Annotated in this window: 20 protein-coding genes; 8 read left to right on the top strand and 12 right to left on the bottom strand. The window is 69.7% G+C overall.

The window, feature by feature from the left end; translation table 11 throughout:
- Window positions 1–33: 33 nt before the first annotated feature.
- Window positions 34–348 carry a DUF2470 domain-containing protein gene (locus AB0M35_RS19385; protein WP_363746927.1) on the bottom strand — a complete coding sequence of 105 codons (315 nt, stop codon included), beginning with the start codon at window positions 346–348 and terminating at the stop codon, window positions 34–36.
- Window positions 345–986, bottom strand: coding sequence for a biliverdin-producing heme oxygenase (locus AB0M35_RS19380; protein WP_363746926.1), 642 nt, complete (start codon window positions 984–986; stop codon window positions 345–347). Before AB0M35_RS19380 ends, AB0M35_RS19385 begins: the two co-directional genes overlap by 4 nt.
- A gap of 215 nt (window positions 987–1,201) precedes the next feature.
- Here AB0M35_RS19380 and AB0M35_RS19375 point away from each other — a divergent pair, with 215 nt between their 5' ends.
- Window positions 1,202–1,594 carry an SCO5389 family protein gene (locus AB0M35_RS19375; RefSeq protein ID WP_363746925.1) on the top strand — a complete coding sequence of 131 codons (393 nt, stop codon included), beginning with the start codon at window positions 1,202–1,204 and terminating at the stop codon, window positions 1,592–1,594.
- Window positions 1,595–1,734: 140 nt separating this feature from the next.
- On the opposite strand, the gene AB0M35_RS19370 is transcribed toward AB0M35_RS19375, so the two are convergent.
- Complete coding sequence (locus AB0M35_RS19370; RefSeq protein WP_363746924.1) at window positions 1,735–2,124, bottom strand: VOC family protein; 390 nt, start codon at window positions 2,122–2,124, stop codon at window positions 1,735–1,737.
- Window positions 2,106–2,396: a metalloregulator ArsR/SmtB family transcription factor gene (locus AB0M35_RS19365; protein ID WP_363746944.1), complete on the bottom strand. Its 291-nt coding sequence runs from the start codon at window positions 2,394–2,396 to the stop codon at window positions 2,106–2,108. Before AB0M35_RS19365 ends, AB0M35_RS19370 begins: the two co-directional genes overlap by 19 nt.
- A gap of 119 nt (window positions 2,397–2,515) precedes the next feature.
- Here AB0M35_RS19365 and sthA point away from each other — a divergent pair, with 119 nt between their 5' ends.
- The gene (gene sthA / locus AB0M35_RS19360; protein ID WP_363746923.1) at window positions 2,516–3,919 is read left to right on the top strand and encodes a Si-specific NAD(P)(+) transhydrogenase; all 1,404 of its coding nucleotides are present in this window, start codon (window positions 2,516–2,518) and stop codon (window positions 3,917–3,919) included.
- A 47-nt stretch (window positions 3,920–3,966) separates the two neighbouring features.
- Here the strand turns inward: sthA and aceB are convergent, their stop codons facing one another.
- Window positions 3,967–5,577, bottom strand: a complete 1,611-nt coding sequence (gene aceB / locus AB0M35_RS19355) for a malate synthase A (protein ID WP_363746922.1) — start codon at window positions 5,575–5,577, stop codon at window positions 3,967–3,969.
- A 155-nt stretch (window positions 5,578–5,732) separates the two neighbouring features.
- On the opposite strand from aceB, the gene AB0M35_RS19350 reads away from it, so the two are divergent.
- On the top strand, window positions 5,733–6,938 hold the full coding sequence (locus tag AB0M35_RS19350; protein WP_363746921.1) for an RNA-guided endonuclease TnpB family protein: 1,206 nt from the start codon (window positions 5,733–5,735) through the stop codon (window positions 6,936–6,938).
- Between the two features lie 14 nt (window positions 6,939–6,952).
- On the opposite strand, the gene aceA is transcribed toward AB0M35_RS19350, so the two are convergent.
- Entirely contained in the window at window positions 6,953–8,224 is a 1,272-nt protein-coding gene (gene aceA, locus AB0M35_RS19345; RefSeq protein WP_363746920.1) for an isocitrate lyase, read from the bottom strand.
- Window positions 8,225–8,439: 215 nt separating this feature from the next.
- Here aceA and AB0M35_RS19340 point away from each other — a divergent pair, with 215 nt between their 5' ends.
- Window positions 8,440–9,834 (top strand): short-chain fatty acyl-CoA regulator family protein, encoded by a 1,395-nt coding sequence (locus AB0M35_RS19340; protein WP_363746919.1) that lies wholly within the window; start codon window positions 8,440–8,442, stop codon window positions 9,832–9,834.
- 110 nt (window positions 9,835–9,944) lie between these two features.
- On the opposite strand, the gene AB0M35_RS19335 is transcribed toward AB0M35_RS19340, so the two are convergent.
- The 3 genes from AB0M35_RS19335 to AB0M35_RS19325 form a co-directional block, all read right to left on the bottom strand.
- Entirely contained in the window at window positions 9,945–10,634 is a 690-nt protein-coding gene (locus AB0M35_RS19335; RefSeq protein WP_363746918.1) for an alpha/beta hydrolase, read from the bottom strand.
- A 131-nt stretch (window positions 10,635–10,765) separates the two neighbouring features.
- Window positions 10,766–11,578, bottom strand: coding sequence for an SDR family oxidoreductase (locus AB0M35_RS19330; protein ID WP_363746917.1), 813 nt, complete (start codon window positions 11,576–11,578; stop codon window positions 10,766–10,768).
- Window positions 11,579–11,651: 73 nt separating this feature from the next.
- Complete coding sequence (locus AB0M35_RS19325; protein ID WP_363746916.1) at window positions 11,652–13,169, bottom strand: M20/M25/M40 family metallo-hydrolase; 1,518 nt, start codon at window positions 13,167–13,169, stop codon at window positions 11,652–11,654.
- Between the two features lie 248 nt (window positions 13,170–13,417).
- Here AB0M35_RS19325 and AB0M35_RS19320 point away from each other — a divergent pair, with 248 nt between their 5' ends.
- Window positions 13,418–14,263, top strand: a complete 846-nt coding sequence (locus tag AB0M35_RS19320; protein WP_363746915.1) for an endonuclease/exonuclease/phosphatase family protein — start codon at window positions 13,418–13,420, stop codon at window positions 14,261–14,263.
- Window positions 14,264–14,272: 9 nt separating this feature from the next.
- Here AB0M35_RS19320 and AB0M35_RS19315 read toward each other — a convergent pair whose 3' ends face one another.
- Window positions 14,273–15,112, bottom strand: coding sequence for a DUF4253 domain-containing protein (locus AB0M35_RS19315; RefSeq protein ID WP_363746914.1), 840 nt, complete (start codon window positions 15,110–15,112; stop codon window positions 14,273–14,275).
- 211 nt (window positions 15,113–15,323) lie between these two features.
- Between AB0M35_RS19315 and AB0M35_RS19310 the strand changes: the two genes are divergently transcribed.
- Together AB0M35_RS19310 and prfH are read left to right on the top strand one after the other, a co-directional pair.
- On the top strand, window positions 15,324–16,502 hold the full coding sequence (locus tag AB0M35_RS19310) for an RNA ligase RtcB family protein (protein WP_363746913.1): 1,179 nt from the start codon (window positions 15,324–15,326) through the stop codon (window positions 16,500–16,502).
- Window positions 16,499–17,107, top strand: a complete 609-nt coding sequence (prfH, locus tag AB0M35_RS19305; protein ID WP_363746912.1) for a peptide chain release factor H — start codon at window positions 16,499–16,501, stop codon at window positions 17,105–17,107. The genes AB0M35_RS19310 and prfH overlap by 4 nt, the downstream gene beginning before the upstream one ends.
- On the opposite strand, the gene AB0M35_RS19300 is transcribed toward prfH, so the two are convergent.
- On the bottom strand, window positions 17,108–17,875 hold the full coding sequence (locus tag AB0M35_RS19300; RefSeq protein ID WP_363746911.1) for an NAD-dependent deacylase: 768 nt from the start codon (window positions 17,873–17,875) through the stop codon (window positions 17,108–17,110). It abuts the gene before it with no gap.
- An 80-nt stretch (window positions 17,876–17,955) separates the two neighbouring features.
- Here AB0M35_RS19300 and AB0M35_RS19295 point away from each other — a divergent pair, with 80 nt between their 5' ends.
- Complete coding sequence (locus AB0M35_RS19295) at window positions 17,956–19,494, top strand: hypothetical protein (RefSeq protein WP_363746910.1); 1,539 nt, start codon at window positions 17,956–17,958, stop codon at window positions 19,492–19,494.
- A 22-nt stretch (window positions 19,495–19,516) separates the two neighbouring features.
- On the opposite strand, the gene AB0M35_RS19290 is transcribed toward AB0M35_RS19295, so the two are convergent.
- Window positions 19,517–20,014 carry a DinB family protein gene (locus AB0M35_RS19290; RefSeq protein WP_363746909.1) on the bottom strand — a complete coding sequence of 166 codons (498 nt, stop codon included), beginning with the start codon at window positions 20,012–20,014 and terminating at the stop codon, window positions 19,517–19,519.
- Window positions 20,015–20,123 lie beyond the last annotated feature (109 nt).

Here is a 20,123-nt window from a genome sequence, read left to right as displayed (position 1 = left end):
GTCAGGGCAGGTTCGACCAGAGAACGGTCGGGCTCAGCTGGCTTCCGGTCGTGGGGTGCGGCCCAGCGCGGCACACGCCTCGCGGTACATCCGGGCGGCCTCGGCGCGGATCTGTCGGCGTTCGACGATCTGGGCGGAGAACGGGACGCGCACCGGCACCTCGGCACCGTCCACGATGGCCAGGAACTCCATCGCGTCGGCGTCCATACCGGACATGGTGGCTGCGGTGGCCGCCGGCTGTCCGCCCAGGCCCTGGCAGATGACCCGGCAGTCGTCGGCGTGGTCGGTGTTCATGTGTCGCATCACCGCCGCGACCACCTCCGGCGGGAACGGGTTCCCGGCGGTCACGCCGCACTCCCCTGGGTCACGGCCCGCCCCAAGTCGTCGAGCATGGCAGTGTTCAGCCGGTAGGCGTACGACACCTCGTCGAGGAAACGCTGCCGCTCAACGGCATCCCAGGGAGCCGAGTCGAGCAGTTCCCGGTAGTGCTGCTTGAAGGTGCGCGCGTCCAGGCCGGGAAAGAGGAAGAACTGGACACCGTCGGAGTCGAAGCCGAAGGTGCGGTGCAGTGCCCGCGCCATCACCTGACCACCGGAGAGATCGCCCAGGTAGCGGGTGTAGTGGTGGGCGACGAAGCCCGCCGGCCAGGAGAAGGCGACCTCCCGCAGGCGCGCCTGGTACTGCGCGGTGGCGGCGCTCGGGGTGATCCGGGCGGTCCAGTTCGGGCCGTGCAGAAAGGACAGATCCTCGACGATGCGTGGCAGTCGACGTAGTTCTTCGATGACGAAAGGACCGGCCACCGGGTCGTCGCGCATCGCGTCGGCGGCCTCCTCCAAGGTCTGGTAGACCACATGCAGCTGTTCGAGCAGCGCGGCGTATCCGGCCCGGTCCAGGTGTCCCGACAACAACGCGTCGAAGTACGTCACGTTCTGCGCGGCCCGGTGGTCCGCCCTGGTCAGCTCTCGCACCTCTGCGGCGAACCCCATGAGCACCTCCTGTTAGGTAAGCCTAACCTATCATGATCTAGCGCTCCTGGGGAGATGGCCGAAAGTGCCAGCCCAGGCGCCCCGCTAGGGGATACCCACCGGCCCCACTCGGCACCCGGCGTGGCGAGGCGCGGAAGCGTTGACAGCGCACGAGCCAAGTGATGTGCTCAGACCGGCGCGCCAATGGTAATCATTTCCATTAAGCGAGGAGAAGCATGTCGCTCACCGTGTCACCCGACCTACTGCGAGCCGCCGAGTCCGGGCCTGTCACCGACGAGGAGTTCACCGCCTGCGTACGCGAATCGCTGCCGTACGCCTGGCAGACCGTCAGCCGGGTGGTAGCGCAACTGGCCGCCTCGGACGCCGAGTTCACCGACAACGTGATCGCGCCGCCCGGTGATGTGGAGCGTGGGCAGCTGCTGCGCGCACTGGCCAGCGACGCGATCCGCGCCGGCCTGGAACGTCACTTCGGGGTGAAGCTGGCCTTCCAGAACTGCCACCGGGTCGCGGCGTTCCGTCCCTCGGCCGTCGACTCCGAGACGTACCACCGCTTCGTCTCCGCGCGCGGCCAACTGCTCAACCAGTCTCCGGAACTGCGCAACTGCTGACGCGGTCAGGCCCTCGGCGGGCGGGCCCACGCCACCGGCGTACGCCCCCGTCCCGCCCGCCGAGGGCCGCCGCCCCACCGCCCGGCGGCGCGTCGCCACCGGGCGCCGCGTCACTGCCCGGCGGTGACGGGATCGGGCCGCTACCCCAGCGGCGCCACGATCTGAATGAGGTTGCCGCAGGTGTCGTCGAAGACGGCGGTCGTCACACTCCCCACCTCCATCGGCTCCTGGGTGAACGTGACGCCCAGCCCCTTGAGCCGCTCGCACTCGGCGGGCACGTCCGCGACGGTGAACATGGTGAACGGAATCCCGTCCGCGACGAGCGCCTTCTTGTAGGCGGCAGCGGCCGGATGCTGGTCCGGTTCGAGGAGCAGTTCCACACCCTCCGGGTCCTCCGGGGACACCACGGTCAACCAGCTGTATTCACCCAGCGGCACCTCGGTCTTCTTACTGAAGCCGAGCACCTCGGTGTAGAAGGCCAGGGCCTTGGCCTGGTCGTCGACGAGAACACTCACGTGTCCGATTCGCATGGTCCCACCCGCCATCTCTGATAGATCTGCTGGAGTGGAGACGTGTCAAGGTCGATGAAGGTGTACCGGCCCTGGCGCCGCAACACCACCAGCCCCGCCTCGGCCAACACCGCGAGGTGCTGGGAGATGGCCTGGCGTGTCGAGGTGAAGCCCTTGTCCGTCAAGCGGACGCACAACTCGAACAGCGTCTGGCCGCTGCGATCCTGCAACTCGTCGAGGATGGCGCGCCGGGTGGGATCCGCCAGCGCCTTGTACACGTCGCCCACCACCAGACAATAGGCAAGCAGATACTTGCATGTCAAACCTCGACAACGTTCCGAGTAGGTAAACCCTTGCCCCAGGCGGCCGGCAGGCCTGGCGCGAGCCGACGCCGCTTGCGACGCTTACGCTCGTGTACGACTACGACGTGTTGGTGCTGGGTTCCGGACCCAGCGGTCAGAAGGCCGCGATCGCCGCCGCCAAGCTCGGCCGACGGGTCGGCCTCGTGGAACGGCGCGACATGATCGGCGGGGTGTGCATCAACACCGGCACCGTCCCGTCCAAGACGCTGCGCGAGGCCGTGCTCTACCTGACCGGCCTGAGCCAGCGGGACCTCTACGGCAGCAGCTACCGGGTAAAGGAAGAAATCACGGTCAGCGACCTGGCCGCCCGCACCCAACATGTGATCAACCGGCAGACCGATGTGATCCGCAACCAGTTGACCCGCAACCGGATCGCGATGATCACCGGCACCGGGCGGTTCGCCGACGCCCACTCGGTCTGGGTCGACGGCGGATCCGGCCACGAATCCAAGGTCACCTTCGACAAGGCCATCATCGCCGCCGGCACCCGCCCAGCCCGCCCGGACAGCGTCGACTTCGACGACCGGACCATCGTGGACTCCGACGGTGTCATCAACCTCCAGGCCGTACCGCGCAGCATGGTGGTGGTCGGCGCCGGTGTGATCGGCATGGAGTACGCCTCCATGTTCGCCGCGCTCGGCACCAAGGTCACCGTGGTCGAGCGGCGCGACAAGATGCTCGACTTCTGCGACGAGGAGATCGTCGAGTCGCTCCGCTACCACCTGCGCGACCTGTCGGTGACGTTCCGCTTCGGCGAGGAGGTCGCTGCGGTGGAGAAGCACCAGAGCGCCGCCCTCTGCGTACTCAAGAGCGGCAAGAAGATCGTCGCGGACACGGTGATGTACTCGGCCGGCCGACAGGGCCAGACCGACGCGCTGGACCTGGCAGCCGCCGGCCTGTCGGCGGACCGGCGCGGCCGCATCGAGGTCGACGCGAACTACCGCACCGCCGTGGCGAACATCTACGCGGTGGGCGACGTGATCGGCTTCCCCGCGCTGGCCTCCACCTCGATGGAGCAGGGCCGGCTGGCCGCGCAGCACGCCTGCGGCGAACCGGACCGACCGATGCACGAGTTGCAGCCGATCGGCATCTACACGATCCCGGAGATCAGCTTCGTCGGGCAGACCGAGGAGCAGCTGACCGACAGCGCCACCCCGTTCGAGGTGGGTATCGCCCGCTACCGCGAGCTGGCCCGAGGCCAGATCGTCGGTGACTCGTACGGAATGTTGAAGTTGCTCGTCTCGCCGGACGACGGACGCCTGCTCGGCGTACACGTCTTCGGCACCGGCGCCACCGAGATCATCCACATCGGACAGGCGGTGATGGGTCTCGGCGGCACGGTCGACTACCTGGTCGACACGGTGTTCAACTACCCGACCCTGGCCGAGGCGTACAAGGTGGCCGCGCTGGACGCCGCCAACAAGATCCGCAACATCACCCGCATCGACGGCTGACCCGTCGCGTCGGGCCGGGTGTACCGGCCTGACGCGACGGGCGTTGGTCAGCTGGCCGCCGCGAGCGACCGGCGGCGCGGCCCCAGGTGCCGGGCGTACGCGCCGGTGGTGAAGAAGGCCGGCAGGTCCTCGCCCAGCGCGGTCTCCTCGACGATGCGCGCCGCCTGTGCGGCGCGTTCCCCCTCGGCCTCCCCGCCTCCCTCGGTCAGCGCCGCCAACTCCTCGGCCAGCATCGCCCGCACCCGCTCTTCGGTGACGCTGCCGCCATCGGCCAGCGGCGTACCGTGGTGCAGCCACTGCCACAGCTGGCAGCGGGCGATCTCGGCGGTCGCGGCGTCCTCCATCAGGTTCCACAGCGCCACCGCGCCGGCACCCCCGAGCCAGGCGTCGATGTAGTGCAACGCCACCGCGATGTTGGCGCGCACGCCCGCCTCGGTGACCTGACCCGGTGTCTTGTCCACCGAGAGCAGGTCGGCGGCGGTCACGTCCACCTCGTCCCGCTGCCGGTCGAGCTGGTTGGGGCGCTCGCCGAGCACCGCGTCGAACACCTCCCGACAGGTCGCCACCAGGCCGGGGTGGGCCACCCAGGAGCCGTCGAACCCGTCGCCGGCCTCCCGCTGCTTGTCCGCCTGCACCTTGGCCAGGGCGGTCGCGTTGACCTCCGGGTCACGGGCCGGCACGAAGGCGGCCATCCCACCGATCGCGTGCGCGCCGCGCCGGTGACAGGTCCGCACCAACAACTCGGTGTACGCCCGCATGAACGGCACGGTCATGGTGACCGCGGCCCGGTCCGGCAGGACGAAGTCCGGCCACTGCCCGAAGTTCTTGATGATGCTGAAGATGTAGTCCCACCGGCCGGCGTTCAACCCGGCCGAGTGCTCACGCAGCTCGTAGAGGATCTCCTCCATCTCGAAGGCCGCCGTGATCGTCTCGATCAGGGTGGTCGCCCGGATGGTGCCCTGCGGCAGCCGCAGGTAGTGCTGGGCGAAGACGAAGATGTCGTTCCACAGCCGGGCCTCGCGGTGGTCCTCCAACTTCGGCAGGTAGAAGTACGGTCCCGCGCCGGCGGCGAGTTGCCGACGGGCGCAGTGGAACAGGTAGAGCCCGAAGTCGACCAGGCTGGCCGAGATCGGCCGGCCGTCCACCACGATGCCCTTCTCCACCAGGTGCCAGCCGCGCGGCCGGACCACGATGGTGGCCAACTCCTCGCCGAGGGCGTACCGCTTGCCGCGCGGGTCGGTGAAGTCGATCCGCCGGTCCAGGGCGTCCATCAGGTTGAGTTGTCCACCGATGACGTTGTCCCAGGTGGGGGCGGTGGCGTCCTCGAAGTCGGCGAGCCACACCTTGGCGCCGGAGTTCAGCGCGTTGATGGTCATCTTGCGTTCCGGCGGGCCGGTGATCTCGACGCGCCGGTCTTCCAACCCGGGTGCCGGTGGGGCCACCCGCCAGGTCGGGTCGGCCCGCACCCCGATGGTCTCCGGCAGGAAGTCGGGCAGTTGCCCGGTGGCGAACCGGTCCCGCCGCGCCCGGCGGGTGTCCAGCAGGGCCACCCGCCGGGCGGCGAACTCGCTGTCCAGGGTGACCAGGAACTCCAGCGCCTCGGGCGTGAGCACCTCGTCGAAGCGTTCGGCCATCGGGCCGATGATCTCGTACCTCATCAGATTCCTTCCCTGGATACTGCGGCCTTCAGGCCGGTGAGGAAACGGGTCCGCTGCGTAGCAGGGCAGGCGACGCCGGTCCGCTGCCGGGACGGACCGGCGTGCACCCGTGTGTCACCGCGAGCCTTGTCGGCGAGCGTGTTCGAATGTGAGCTGTGTCCAGGACTGTGAAGCGGGCGTTCAGGTACCGCTTCTACCCGACCCCTGAGCAGGCCGCTAAGCTTGTTCGGACGTTCGGGTGTGTCCGGTTGGTGTACAACATGGCGTTGCAGGCGCGGACCGAGGCGTGGACGTTGCGTCAGGAACGGGTCAGCTACGCGGCCACGTCGGGGATGCTGACCGCGTGGAAGAAGACCGAGGAGCTGGCGTTCCTTAACGAGGTGTCTTCGGTGCCGTTGCAGCAGACGCTGCGACACCTGCAGGCTGCGTTCACCAACTTCTGGGCGAAACGCGCGAAGTACCCGACCTTCAAGAGCAGGAAGAAGTCCCGCCGCTGCGCGGAGTACACCACCAGCGCGTTCCGCTACCGGCACGGCCACCTCACCCTGGCCAAAATGACCGAACCGTTGAACATCGTGTGGTCGCGGCCACTGCCCGACGGGGCGGCACCGTCGACGGTGACGGTGTCGCAGGATGCGGCCGGACGCTGGTTCGTGTCCCTGCTCTGCAACGACGTGATCGTGCAGAACCCGGCCACCGGCATAGTCGGTGTGGACGCCGGCCTGGACAGCCTGCTGACCCTCTCCACCGGAGAGAAAATCACCAACCCCCGGCATGAGCGCCGGGACCGGGCCGCCCTGACCAGAGCGCAGCGGAACCTCGCCAGGAAGGAGAAAGGCTCCGCGAACCGGGCCAAGGCCCGACTCAAGGTGGCCCGGGTCCATGCCCGGATCGCTGACCGTCGTCGTGATCACCTGCACAAACTGACCACTCGACTCGTTCACGAGAACCAAGTGATCGTGATCGAGGACCTGACCGTCCGAACCATGGTGAAGAATCACCGTCTGGCCCGCGCGATCAGTGACGCGGCGTGGCGGCAGTTCCGCACCATGCTCGAGTACAAAGCCGACTGGTACGGCCGCACTCTTGTCGTCGTGGACCGCTGGTTCCCGTCGTCGAAGCTGTGCTCGGCGTGTGGTGCTCTCGCTGAGCGGATGCCGTTGCACGTCCGGTCGTGGGCCTGCCGATGCGGGCAGACCCACGACCGCGACGTCAACGCGGCCCGCACCATCCTCGCGGAGGGGCTCTCCGTGATCGCCTGTGGAGACGGCATAAGACCCCAACGGGCAAACGCCCGCACAGGGCAGCCGTCGACGAAGCAGGAACCCCCTGGGGCGACCCAGGGAATCCCCGTCCGTTAGTGCGGCGAGGACTGTCAAGCGAACTGCTCCTCTTCGGTGGAGCCGCGCAGCGCGGTGGTCTCGGCGGCCGGGTTGAGCACGGTGCTGATCAGGTCGAAGTAGCCGGTGCCGACCTCGCGCTGGTGCTTGACGGCGGTGTAGCCGGCCGGCTCGGCGGCGAACTCCCGCTCCTGCAGCGACACGTAGGCGGCCATGCCGTCGCTGGCGTAGCCCCGGGCCAGGTCGAACATCGAGTAGTTCAGGGCGTGGAAGCCGGCCAGGGTGATGAACTGGAACTTGTAACCCATGTGGCCGAGTTCCCGCTGGAACTTGGCGATGGTCGCGTCGTCGAGGTGCTTACGCCAGTTGAACGACGGCGAGCAGTTGTAGGCCAGCAACTGGTCCGGGTACTCGGCCTTGATCGCCTCGGCGAAGCGGCGGGCGACCTCCAGGTCCGGGGTGCTGGTCTCCATCCACAGCAGGTCGGCGTGCGGGGCGTACGCCAGCCCTCGGGCGATGCACGGCTCGATGCCGTTGCGCACCCGGTAGAAGCCCTCGGCGGTGCGCTCGCCGGTGACGAAGGGCTGGTCGCGCTCGTCCACGTCGGTGGTGAGCAGCGTGGCGGCCTGAGCGTCGGTACGGGCGATGACCACGCTCGGCACCCCGGCCACGTCGGCGGCGAGCCGCGCCGCCTCCAGGGTGCGGACGTGCTGGCCGGTGGGGATGAGCACCTTGCCGCCGAGGTGGCCGCACTTCTTCTCGCTGGCGAGTTGGTCCTCCCAGTGCACCCCGGCCGCGCCGGCCGCGATCATCGCGTTCATCAGCTCGTACGCGTTGAGCACGCCGCCGAAGCCGGCCTCGGCGTCGGCCACGATCGGGGCCAGCCAGTCGATCGCCGAGGTGTCCCCCTCAGCGGTGGTGATCTGGGCGGCGCGCAGCAGCGCGTTGTTGATCCGGCGGACCACCGCGGGCACCGAGTTGGCCGGGTAGAGGCTCTGGTCGGGGTAGGTATGCCCGGCCAGGTTCGCGTCGGCGGCCACCTGCCAACCGGACAGGTAGATCGCCTTGAGCCCGGCCCGGACCATCTGCACGGCCTGGTTGCCGGTGAGCGCGCCGAGGGCGTGGATGTAGTCCTCGCTGTTCAGCAGCCGCCACAGCCGGTTCGCCCCGTGCCGGGCCAGGGTGTGCTCCTCCTGGATCGCGCCGCGCAACCGCACCACGTCCTCGGCGCGGTAGCTCCGTCGCACACCCCGCCAGCGGGGGTTGGTGTCCCATTCGTGCTGCAACTGCTCGACCGGAGTAGGCATCGTCTCAAGTCCCTTCACCATTCGTGGCACACCGTGGCCGTTGAGCTCCGCTGCTGGCCGCCGGTGGTGCAGACCACGTTCACACGCCTGGTCGGCGGGGGTCGAGAGACGGAAAATGCCAATTCTTGTAAATCCTCGGAGGCGTTTTGCAAAGTTGTTAATGAGCCTATTGGCAGCGGTGCTAATGTGATCCGACAAACCTGCTGGCGTGGGAGGTGAGGACGATTAGCAAGACCTTCGCCGGGGCCCGGCTACGCCGGCTGCGCGAGGAACGCGCGCTCAGCCAGACCGAGTTGGCCCGGCACCTGGGCATCTCCCCCAGCTACCTCAACCAGATCGAGCACGACACCCGACCGCTGACCGTGCCGGTGCTGCTGCGCATCACCGAACTCTTCGGCGTCGACCCCACTGTCTTCGCCGCCCACGACACCCCACGCCTGGTCACCGGGCTGCGGGAGGCCCTGCCCAACCGGGCCAGCCCCGCCGAGCTGACCGAGTTGGCCACCCGGCTGCCCGAGCTCGCCGCCGCCGTCATCGACCTGCACCGGCGCTACCAACAGGCCGAGGAGCAGCTCGCCGAGCTGGTCGGTGACCGGGAACGACTCGGCCGCAGCCCGCACGACCAGGTCACCGAGTTCTTCTACCGGCGCCAGAACTACGTACCGGAAATGGACGAGGAGGCCGAGCGGCTGGCCGCCGAGATGGGGCTGCGGCGCGGCGAGATACGGGGCCGGCTACGCGACCGACTCGCCCAGCGGCACGGGGTACGCATCCTCCGCGAGGACGGCGACACGCTCGGCGGTGAGCTGCACCGCTACCGGCCGCAGACCCGCACCCTGCACCTGTCCACGTCGCTCCGCGGCGGGCAGGAGGCGATGCGGATGGCCGCACAGATCGCGCTGCTGGAATTCGCCGACGTCATCGACGAGATCGTCGAGTCGGAACACTTCGACGACGCGCAGACCCAGATCCTGACCCGGGTCGGCCTGGCCAACTACTTCGCGGCGGCGTTGATCCTGCCGTACGAGCAGTTCCTGACCGCCGCCGAGCAACGCCGGTACGACATCGAACTGCTCACCCAGCGCTACGCGATCGGCTGGGAGACGGTCTGCCACCGGCTCAGCACGCTGCAACGGCCCCGGGCGCGTGGGGTGCCGTTCTCCTTCGTCCGGGTCGACCGGGCCGGCAACATGTCCAAACGCCAGTCCGCCACCGGCTTCCCGTTCTCCCGCACCGGCGGCACGTGTCCACTGTGGAACGTGTACGAGGCGTTCAGCGCACCGGGCCGGGTGGTCACCCAGGTCGCGGCGATGCCGGACGGGCAGCGCTACCTGTGGATCGCCCGCACCATCACCCGCCACCACGGCGGCTACGGCCAACCCGGCAAGGTGTACGCGATCGGGCTGGGCTGCGAGACCCGGCACGCCGGCCGGCTGGTCTACTCCACCGGCGTCGACCTGCACGCCGCCGAGGCCGCCACCCCGATCGGGCCGGGCTGCAAGACCTGCGAACGGATGACCTGCCCGCAGCGGGCCGCCCCACCGATCAGCCGCCAACTGGACGTGGACGAGAACCGCAGCACTTTCGTCCCGTACCCCCTTCGTGATTGACCTCTGCAGGCGTTAGATCATCAACGGTCGCGCCGTCCTTTGATCACGGTTTGTCGGTGACAGACGCTGGGGCGATGCGCAGTCCGGCGCAGTTGATCCCACCGCTGCGGTTACGCGTCGAGGAACGTGGTCACCGTGTCGAGGTAGGCGTCCGGCGCGGTCTCGTGCACCAGATGGCCAGCGTCGATGGTGACGAGCCGGGAGTCGGTGAGTCGCTCGGCGAGTTCGACGACGTACTGCTGGGGCACCGGGCTCGACGGCCCGCCACCGATCACCAGGGTGGGTACGGTGATCCGGGCGATGATGTCGGCCCAGTCCGGAGCCGGATCGTCGATCTCGGGGCGAACCTGCTCCACCACCCGCCAGTCGAATGGCAACTCCCCCGCTGGCCGCTCGGGTGGCGCAGGTGGACGAGGGTACGGAAAGCCGATGTCCTCCAACACCAGGCGACGGATACGCCGAGGTCCGGCTGCGGCCGCTCGGCAGGCGACAAGACCGCCGAGGGAATGACCGATCAGATCAACCGGCCCGCCGTCGAGTCGGTCGAGCAGACCCAGGACGTCCTGGGCGAACAACTCCAACCGGTACGCGCCAGGCCAGTCACTGCCGCCGTGGCCGCGCAGATCGACGGCGTGCACCGTCCGCTCGACGGCCAGCCCTTCCGCGACCGCATCCCAGTCACCGGCGGTCCGGCCGGTGGCGGGCAACAGCACCACGGGTGTGCCGGCCGCATCAGCGACGGGCCATACCCGCAGCGAGAGGCGAATGTCGCCGAGCATGACGTCAACCAGGTCGGGCACCAACCGAGCATGGTCGACCTCACCGCCCGAGGCCAAGCGATTCCGCTACCGGCAGACCCGCCGCCCAGGTGTGCGTAGTGTCCCGGGCCCGAGAGCCCCCCGCCGGCGCTCACCATGCTGGCCTGCGGGGTTCATGCGGCTTCCTTCTGCAGTGCGGGGCCGAGGAGCAGTCCCCCGTCGATGACATACTCGGCGCCGGTAATGAAGGTCGCGTCCGGCGATGTGAGAAACAACAGCAGCGCAGTAATGTCGGCGGGCTGACCGAGTCGCGGGACGGCGAACGGCTCGGGCGAGTAGAAGTCGGCGATCGGGGTGTCACTGCCGGCCGCCGGCTCGGTGATGAACGGGATGGCGACAACGCCGGGGTGGATTGCATTGACGCGGATGTTGTCGCGGCCCAACTCAAGGGCAGCAGTCTGAGTGAGCCCTCGAACCGCCCACTTGCTGGCGACATAGGGCGCGTAGAAGGCAGTACCACCGATGCCCATGGTGGAGGCGATGTTGATGATCGCTCCTCCGCCCGCGCGCCGCAGTGCCGGTGCGGCTGCCTTGATGCCGAGGAAAGTGCCGGTGAGGTTGATGTCGAGGACGCGAGCCCACGTAGCCTGGTCGGTGGACTCGATGAGGGCCGGCGGGTTCTGCACCCCGGCGTTGTTGACCAGGATCGTGAGCGCGCCGAAGGCCTTCCCGGTCTCCGCGACGGCGGCGGCGGCCCACGACTCCTCCTGGGACACGTCGAGGCGGACGAAACGCGCCTGATCTCCCAACTCGGCGGCGAGGTCAGCCCCACGCTCGGCTTTTGTGGCACCGATGACGACGTTGGCGCCTTCGGCATGGAAGGCGCCAACGTGGCTGGCCCCCTGCCCACCAGTGCCACCGGTGACGAGAACGGTCTGATCGGCGAAGTGCCCGGACCGACCTGCGCCCGCCCTCCGGTTGATCATGAGGTTGGCGGCATTAATTGATCTCCATACCGCAGTCAACCTCATGATCAACGGGGACGGGCGGGCGCCGGGGTTATCCCTGGGTGATGGTGATGTCGTCGACGGCGGCTTCGACCAGGCTGGCGGTGCTGGCGTCGGCGGCTTCGATGAGGATTCGTATGCTTTGGCCGGTGTAGCTGCTCAGGCTCCAACTGCCCGACGCCCAGGCGGCGTTGCGGTTGGTGGCGCTGGCCGACTGGGTGAACAGGGCGGTGGTGCCGCCGTTGTGCACCACGGAGACCCGGAAGAAGTCCGCGCTGGTGGCGTTGCTGCCGTGGGCGAGATACCAGGACAGCTTCAACGTCAGCGGGCCGGTGGCGGGCAGCGTGATGGCCGGCGAGCGGACGCTGGTCGTACCGCCGTCGATGTCGTAGTCGCCGGCGGAGGTGCCGGCGAGCCTGCCGGTGACCAGGTCGTTCGTGCCGGAGAGGGCGGTGAGTTGCTTGGCGCCGCTGGAGTTGGTGGCCTGCGCCACGCCGCGCTCCCAGCCGCCGACGGTGGCGGTGTCGGTGCCGGCGGGATTGGTGGTCCAGCCGGTCGTGGTCTCGAAGGTGTCCGACCAGACCGTCGTCGCCGGGGTGCCGGCGGCCAGCGTCCACAGCGCGTACGCGGCCGCGTCGCCGGCCCGGTTGAGCACGGTGTCGGAGATGTTGCTCGGATACGTGTCGCACGCCCGGTGGTAGCAGGGGTCGAAGGCGCTCTGGGTACCGCCCCACTTGGTCACCTGCGCGGCGGTCTTCACCCGGGACGCACCCGCCGCCACGCCCGAGGTCTGCACGCCGATCGCGTTGAAGGGGGCATCGTCGGAACGGCCGGCGCCTTCGGTGTTCTCCTCGGTCGGTACGCCAATGGAGTCGTAGTACGCCTTCAACGTCTGGCCGGGTGCGGAGGTGATCCGGTTGATGAAGTAGCCGCCGTTGACGGAACCGATCATGTCGAAGTTGAAGTACGCCTTGATCTTCGCCCGTTCCGCGCTGGGCAGCGTGTTGGCGTAGAACCTCGACCCGTTGAGGCCCTGCTCCTCGTCGGTCCAGAAGGCGAACCGGACCCGGCTGGTCAGGCTCGGATTGGTCGCCGCGAGGGTCAGGGCGATCTCCAGCAGCGTCGCCGACCCGGAGGCGTTGTCGTTGATGCCGGGACCGGCGGATACGCCGTCCAGGTGCGCGCCGAACATGTAGATGCTGTTCGGGTCCCCACCGCCCGGCCAGTCGGCGATCACGTTCGGGCCGGCTCCACTGGTGCATCCGGAGGTGCAGTTCTGCCGGGTCACGGTGAATCCGGCGGCGACCAGCCTGTTGTACACATAGGTCACCGAGGCGGTGTAGCCGGCGCTGGTGGCACGCCGGTTGCCGCCGTTGTTGGTCGCGATCGTCTGGAACTGTTGCAGGTGCGCCTTTGTGTTGGTCAGCGAGATGTCAGGTGCCGCCATGGTGGATACCACCGTGGCGGTTGCGGGAGCGGTGGTCGCGGGGGCTGTGGTCGGCACGGCGACCACAGCCACGAGGGTCAGGGCCAGGGCTGTGCAGGCACGCAACACCGAAGTTGCTCGCATCGATTTCTCCTGCCGGGTAGGGAACGCCGGGCCACCGGCAGCCGCAGACTAGGACCGCGCGAAGAATGGCGTAAATGCATCGAGCCATACCTCTTTCTCCATAGCGCGGTAAGCGCGAGGTGACAGTCATTGGACGCAGTAGATGATCACGCAAATCGACACTCGTGATCGCGTACGGTGATGACGCCGGTCAGTCGGGTCAGAATGCCGATACGCTTGCCACCCGTCCGCGAGCACAGGTCAGGTGTATGGCTGGTCGTCCGCACCGCGTTGCGCGGCCACTGCTGGCCGTCAGCCTGCTGCTCGTCGCCGCGGTGCTGGCCGGTTGTACGGTGGCACGCCCGGCCGAGACCACCCGGTTACGGGTGCTCCAGATGAACCTCTGCAACAGCGGCATGGCGAAGGGCTGCTACACCGGGCGGGCGGTCACCCGGGCCGCCGAGGTGATCCGCACCGAGACACCCGACATCGTCACCCTCAACGAGATCTGCTTTGGCGACGTCGACGTGTTGGAGCAGGTGATGACGCAGGTGCACGCCGGTCGGGTGGTGGCGGCCTTCCAACCGGCCCGCAACGGCCGCACCGGCGACCCGTACCGCTGCGTCAACGGCCAGCAGTACGGCGTCGGCGTGCTCGCGCACATCCCCTCGCCGTACCGGGGCCACACTGTGCACCACGGGTTCTACCCGGCGCAGGACCCGGCCGACCCGGAGCAGCGGGCCTGGCTCTGCCTCGCCGCCACCGGCGTCTACTACGCGTGTACCACGCACCTGGCGTACACCAGCGCCAAGTTGGCCCTGGCCCAGTGCGCGCACCTGCTCGGGGTGGCCATCCCGCAGTTGCAGGCCCGCTCCGGCTACCAGCCCACCGTGGTCAGTGGCGACCTCAACCTGCGCCACGGCGGGTCACCCGACGTGCGGTCCTGCGTGCCGGCGGACTACCGGCACCGGCACGACGGCGGGGTGCAGCAGTTCATGGTCACCGCCGACAGCACCGTCGAGTCCGTCGGCTCGATCGGGATGAACCGGACCACCGACCACGCCGCGTTCCTGGTCACCCTGGCCACCCGTCGGCAGCAGGACCCGCAGGTCTGAGCGGGGCGCTCAGTCCCACCAGAACGCCCAGGTCGGCGCGTCGACGAGACGCTCGGCGTAAGCGGCGACAGTGTACGGACGCTGCCCCTGCAGGACGTTGTCCGGGCAGAAGGCGAAATGTTCGGCGGCGATGGGCAGCGCCTCGTCGAGGTTGCTCGGCGGTGCGGCGACGCTGAGGTAGAGCTCGGCGAAGCCGGCGCCGATCACCCGTACCCCGAAGCGGTCCTCCCAGCTCCGCAGCACCGCGCACAGCTCGGCGACACCGATGTGGTTGATCGCACCGTGCCAACCGACAGCGGCCAGCACGTCGCTGCTGCGCTGTGCGGGCACCAGGCCGAGATGCGCCTCGGTCAGGGCCTGCGACAGCTGCTCGGCCCAATGGTCGGCGTGCTCGCGCACCGCGACCCGGGGCGGCAGCACCGGGGCCAGGCCCGGCCAGGCCCGACCGTACGGCGCGACGAGCGAATCCCCCTCGGCCGGGGGCGGCGAGTCGTCGCCGTCGCCGGTCTGGTCGGCCCACCGGTCGGCGAGTACCCGCTCGGCGTCGTGCTGGTCGGGCGTAGAGGCCGCAGGCCAGAGCTCACCGCCTTCCCAGGGGCGGGACATGTCACCGCCGAGGCCGTCCAGCAGCAACGGCCACAGCCCGGAGCTCTGGTGTGCCGCGTGCAACCGGGACCACAGTCCGGCCGGTGCCGGCTCATCGCTCATCCACAACACCGGTCGTTCGTCGGCACCCTCGCTGCCACGTACCGTCCGGCCGGGCGGCAGCGGCACGGCAAGCGTTCGCGGAGCATCGTCCGGGAACAGTTCCAGCAGGTCGGCGGGCATATCGTTCAACTGCGAAGTCACGAGGCGTGAGCGTAACGGCCGGGGCGGACAATTCCCGCGCTCCGCGCGGCACCACCTCGACGAAAACCGGTTGCCCGGGCGGTCGGGCTGCGCCAGGGTGGGCGCATGACGTACTGACGGATCGCACCCCGCTGCGCCGAGACACCTCCGCGCGCCCCCTCGTGCCCTCACCCACCGTCCGTGCCTCCTCTTCTCCTCGGGAGAGAACTCCTTGTCTGAGCTCCACCTGCGGCAGTCACGGCTGCCCGCGTCCGGCCCCGCCACGATCAGCGTCTTCGCCTCGCCCACCAGTTGGATCGAGTCCGACGCCCACACCCAGTGCCGTCAGGTCGCCGCCCTCGACGGCATGATCCACGTCGCCGCCATGCCCGACCTGCATCCGGGCAAGGGCGCCCCGATCGGGGCCGCGATGACGTCCCGCGTGCTGTATCCGTTCCTCGTCGGATCCGACATCGGCTGCGGCATCGCGGTGTTCCCGATCCGACTCAAGCGGCCCGTACCGGAGAAGCTGGCCGCGCGTTTCCCCGACCTGGACCGTCCGCTGCATCCCGAACGGGACGCCGACGATCCGGCCTGGACGGTGTTGACCGGCGAGATACCCGCCGGCCACGTCGAGGGTCTCGGCACGGTGGGCCGGGGCAACCACTTCGTCGAGTTGGCGCGGATCGGCGCGGTGCTCGACCCCACCCACGCGAGTCGTCTCGGACTGGCCGCCGGCGACCTGGTGCTCGTCGTGCACACCGGCTCCCGAGGGCTGGGCGAGCGGATCCTGCGGGAGCACACCGAACGGCACGGCGCGGGCCCGGCCCCGGAACCGGCGGCGTACCTGGCGCGGCACGACGAGGCCGTGCGGTGGGGTGCGCTGAACCGCCGGCTGTTGGCCGCCCGGGTCGCGTACGCGCTGGGCGCCGAACCGACCGAGCCCATCGTGGACCAGTGCCACAACCTGGTGGAGGTACGTGACGGCAGCTACCTGCACCGCAAGGGCGCGGCGCCGGGTGACGGCCGGGACGTGCTGATCGCCGGCACCCGGGGCACCCCGTCCTATCTGGTCGCGGCGCACGCCGGCGCCCAGGCCAACTACTCGGTGGCGCACGGTGCCGGACGGAAGATGTCCCGGGCCGACGCCCTGCGCCGAGGGCGGGCCAAGCACACGGTCGAGGAGCTTCGGCGTACGCCGGCGGGCTCGCTGGTGGTGTGCGGCGACCGGCAGTTGCTCTTCGAGGAGGCGCCGGGGGCGTACAAGCGCATCGAGCAGGTGATCGCCGACCTGGTCGAGCACCGGCTGGCCACCCCGATCGCGACCACGGTTCCCCTGGTCACGTACAAGACGGCCGACCTCGCGGCCGGGTCGCGGCGCGACGAGCGACGTCGGCGGGGCCGGCGATGACGGTACGCCTGCTGCTGTCGGCCGGACGCGGCCCGCAGGAGTGCTCCTGGGCGCTGGCCCACCTGCTGCGACGCCTCGAAGCCGACGCCGCACGGCAGCGGCTGCGGGTGCACCGCCTCGACACGGTCGCCGGTGACCGGCCCGGCACCTACCGCTCGGTCCTGGTCGACATCCACGGCGCTGGTGTCGAGGCGTTCGCCGCCTCCTGGACCGGGACATTGTGCTGGCAGGCACCCAGCCCGTACCGGGCCGGGGTCGGTCGGAAGAACTGGTACGTCACCGCCCAGCCCTGCCCGGCGGACACGGACGTCACACCGTTCGAGGAGTCGGACGTCGAGATCGTCGCCTGCCGAACCGGCGGGCCCGGCGGTCAGCACCGGAACAAGGCCAGCACTGCGGTACGGGCGACGCACCGACCGTCGGGGCTGGTGGTGGTGGTCGACACCGAACGCCAGTTCAGCCTCAACCGCCGGATCGCGCTGCGGTTGCTGCGACAGCGCCTCGCCCGCCGGGACGATGCGGCGGCACGCCATGCCATCACCGATCGCTGGCACCTGCACGATCGGCTGGTACGCGGCAACCCGACCCGGGTCGAACGTCCGTAGCTACCCGGCGCTGCCCCAGGCGGCATCGACCAGGGCGGGAAGCACCCGGGCCGCCGGACCACGCAGGTTGATCTCGGACACCCGGTCCAGCGGCGTCGGTTCCGGATTGATCTGGATCACCGTGGCGCCGGACCGGGCGGCGACGTGCGGGATCTCCGCGGCCGGATACACCAGGCCAGAGGTGCCGACGGTCAGCAGTACGTCGCAGGAGGCGGCGGCCTCGGCGGCGGCTTCCAGGGCCGGCTGTGGCAGCGCCTCACCGAACCACACCACGCCGGGCCGGACCGGTGCCGAACAGCGGTCGCAGCGCGGCGGCGGCAGCCGGCGTCCCTCGGCGGGCTCGTCCGGCGCGAGTGTCGGTGCCGGGTAAGCGCAGGCGGAGCAGCGCGGCGCGAACAGGCTGCCGTGCAGGTGCAGCGGGGCGGTGGAGCCGGCGCGCTCGTGCAGGTCGTCCACGTTCTGAGTGACCAGCACGGTGTGCGGGACGTGGGCCTCGATCGCGGCCACGGCCAGGTGCCCCGGGTGCGGTCGGGCCCGCGCGACGACGGCGCGCCGCCACTCGTACCAGCCCCAGACGAGGGCCGGGTCGGCGTCGAACGCCTCCGGGGTGGCCAACTCCTGTGCGTCGTAGCGCTGCCACAGGCCGGTGAGCGCGTCGCGGAAGGTCGGCACACCGCTCTCGGCGGACATGCCCGCGCCGGTGAAGACCACCACTCGCTGGGCCTGGCCGAGCAGCTTCGCGGCCTGCGTCGTCGCCGTATCGGTCATCCGTCGAGACTATCGGCGCTCGGGTCGGTCGCCGGGGTCGCCTACAGTGTCGGATCACCCCGTCGCCACGCCACCACGGCGTGACGAGGAGGATCGGAGGGCCGTTGCGCCGGATACGCGAACTCGAACTCCACGACTGGTTGATGCTCTCTTTCGTCGCGGTCTCCTTCGGTTGCGCGATCTGGATGGCCGTCCTCGCGATCGACTCGTTCCGGGCGGCGTACGGCGGGGTGGCCGGCGCGATGACCGTCGAAGACTGCGTGTACGCCGACACCGACGACGGACCCCAGTGGACCTGCTCCGGGCCGTTCGTCTCCGCCGACGGTGCCGTCCACATCGACGCGGTGACCCTGCAGGACCGTCCCACCGGCCCTCTCGAAGACGGTACGACGGTGGCGGGCCGGGTCAGCAGCCCCTCGGCGGGCACCCTGCACACCGACGGCCACACCTGGATGTGGACGGCCGGGGCAATGCTCTTCTTCCTCGGGCTCGGTCTCTACCACCTACGGCCCGTCCTGCGAACCGAGCCCGAGATGGCGACGCCGCCTCCGGTTGATCCCGAAATCGCGGCGGTCGCCGAACGGGCCCGCGCGTTCCTCACCGAGTGGGACCATGCCTTCGCGCCGTCGACCCCGTTGGCCGTGGCGCCGTCAGCAGGGTCGACCGTCGACGCACCGAAGCGGGCGAACCTCGCCGTTGGGAAGGTCGTGGCCGGCTGGCTGCTGCTGGGGCTGACCATCGCCGCCACAATGTGGCACCTGATGGAGTGGGAGCGCCAGCAGGACGCGCCCCTGACCGCGCAAGCCCTGGGCACGGTCACCGGTGCCCGACTCGGCGCGGAAAACCGGATCGAGGTCGCCTACCGCGACGCCGCGGGAGACGACTGGCGGGTGCGGTGGAAGCCGCTGGACGCCGACAGCTATCCGGAAGGCGGCCAGGTGCCGGTGCGGTACGACCCGACCCAGCCGTACGAGGTGATGCCGGCGTATCCCGAGTTCTTCGAGATCGAACCGCGAGGGCGGACGGTGCTCGTCCAGCTGGTGCTGCTGCCCGGGTACGTGTTGGCCGGGGCGTGGACGTGGCGGCTCGGGCGCTGGGTGCTCGGCGCGTTGCGTCGTCGCCGACCGGCCGAGGCCCGGGTCATGGTGGCGCAACTGCACTGGGGCACCGAGCCGACGTCGTTCTGGCTCGAGCTACGCACCGAGGACCGGATCTGGTACCAGCGGATCGTCTGGGATCGCCGGCTGGTGCGCTGGCTGGACCGCAACCCGTGGAGCGTTGACCGGGTGCCGCTGAGCGTCGAGCTGCGCCGCTGCCCGGGGCTGCGGCGCATGTACCTGGTCGACGCGGCCGGGGTGGGGCGGCTCTGGCCGGCGAGCACCGCCCGCGCCCGACCGCCCCGCAACTACGAACTGAGTCCGGTCAAGCTCCACATGTTCGGCTTCGCCGAGCCGATGAGCAGACATCTGGCGATTCTGCTGGCGTTGACCGTCCTGGCCGGGGGCGGTTGGCTGCTGGCCGGTCCGGCCGCTGCCGCCTACCTGCTGGCGTTGATCGGCAGCTACCAGCTGTGGGGTGGTGGCGCACCCTGGCGCGGCTTCTACGCCCTGCGCCGCTGACCTCGTCTGGAGGCCTATCCGTTCACTCGGCCAGGATCTGCTCGCGCAGGATGTCGGCGTGCCCGCAGTGCTGGGCCAACTCGCGCAGCACGTGCAGGTACACCCAGCGCAACGGCAGCGGGCCGCGCCGGTTGCCGTACACCAGGTCGTCCAGGTCGAGCGACGCGGTGGCCCGGCGGGACTGTTCGCAGACCTGCCGATGTCTGCGTTGCACGTCGGCGATGGTGTCGGCGTCGGTGAGCACGAAGGACTCGTCAGGTGTCGCGGGAATGCCGATCTCGTCGCGCGAGCGGCGGGTGATCGCTTCGTCGAACCAGACCTGTTCGACGAAGGTCGCGTGCTTCACCAGGCCCAGCAGGGTGGTCCGGGACGGCACCAGCGAGCGGCGGGCCTGCTCCTCGGTGAGCCCGTCCAGGCAGCTGTTCAGTGCGGCGCGGTGCTGGTCGAGGAAGACCTCGAACTGCGGCCGGATCGGGTGGTCGCGCACGTCGTCGACGGATGTCGTCGGCAGGGAGGACATGCGGTCAGCATCCCAAACGCGCCCGCCGGCGGCAACGCACCGGGCCGAAGCGGGCGGCGACCGTTACGCCGCAACGGCGGGGTCCAGGTCGGCGGGAAATCGCCGTTGC

The sequence above is a fragment of the Micromonospora sp. NPDC051196 genome (assembly GCF_040682415.1).
In the GTDB taxonomy this organism is placed as follows: domain Bacteria; phylum Actinomycetota; class Actinomycetes; order Mycobacteriales; family Micromonosporaceae; genus Micromonospora.
Note: the sequence above shows the minus strand (reverse complement) of the source record. Positions and strands in the feature narration are given on the sequence as shown.

Coding starts and splice junctions, on each gene's coding strand:
- prfH (WP_363746912.1), top strand. CDS start 16,499: ATGACGGTACGCCTGCTGCTGTCGGCCGGACGCGGCCCGCAGGAGTGC.
- AB0M35_RS19290 (WP_363746909.1), bottom strand. CDS start 20,014: ATGTCCTCCCTGCCGACGACATCCGTCGACGACGTGCGCGACCACCCG.
- aceA (WP_363746920.1), bottom strand. CDS start 8,224: ATGCCTACTCCGGTCGAGCAGTTGCAGCACGAATGGGACACCAACCCC.
- AB0M35_RS19330 (WP_363746917.1), bottom strand. CDS start 11,578: ATGATCAACCGGAGGGCGGGCGCAGGTCGGTCCGGGCACTTCGCCGAT.
- AB0M35_RS19300 (WP_363746911.1), bottom strand. CDS start 17,875: ATGACCGATACGGCGACGACGCAGGCCGCGAAGCTGCTCGGCCAGGCC.
- aceB (WP_363746922.1), bottom strand. CDS start 5,577: ATGAGGTACGAGATCATCGGCCCGATGGCCGAACGCTTCGACGAGGTG.
- AB0M35_RS19380 (WP_363746926.1), bottom strand. CDS start 986: ATGGGGTTCGCCGCAGAGGTGCGAGAGCTGACCAGGGCGGACCACCGG.
- AB0M35_RS19375 (WP_363746925.1), top strand. CDS start 1,202: ATGTCGCTCACCGTGTCACCCGACCTACTGCGAGCCGCCGAGTCCGGG.
- AB0M35_RS19320 (WP_363746915.1), top strand. CDS start 13,418: ATGGCTGGTCGTCCGCACCGCGTTGCGCGGCCACTGCTGGCCGTCAGC.
- AB0M35_RS19370 (WP_363746924.1), bottom strand. CDS start 2,124: ATGCGAATCGGACACGTGAGTGTTCTCGTCGACGACCAGGCCAAGGCC.
- AB0M35_RS19325 (WP_363746916.1), bottom strand. CDS start 13,169: ATGCGAGCAACTTCGGTGTTGCGTGCCTGCACAGCCCTGGCCCTGACC.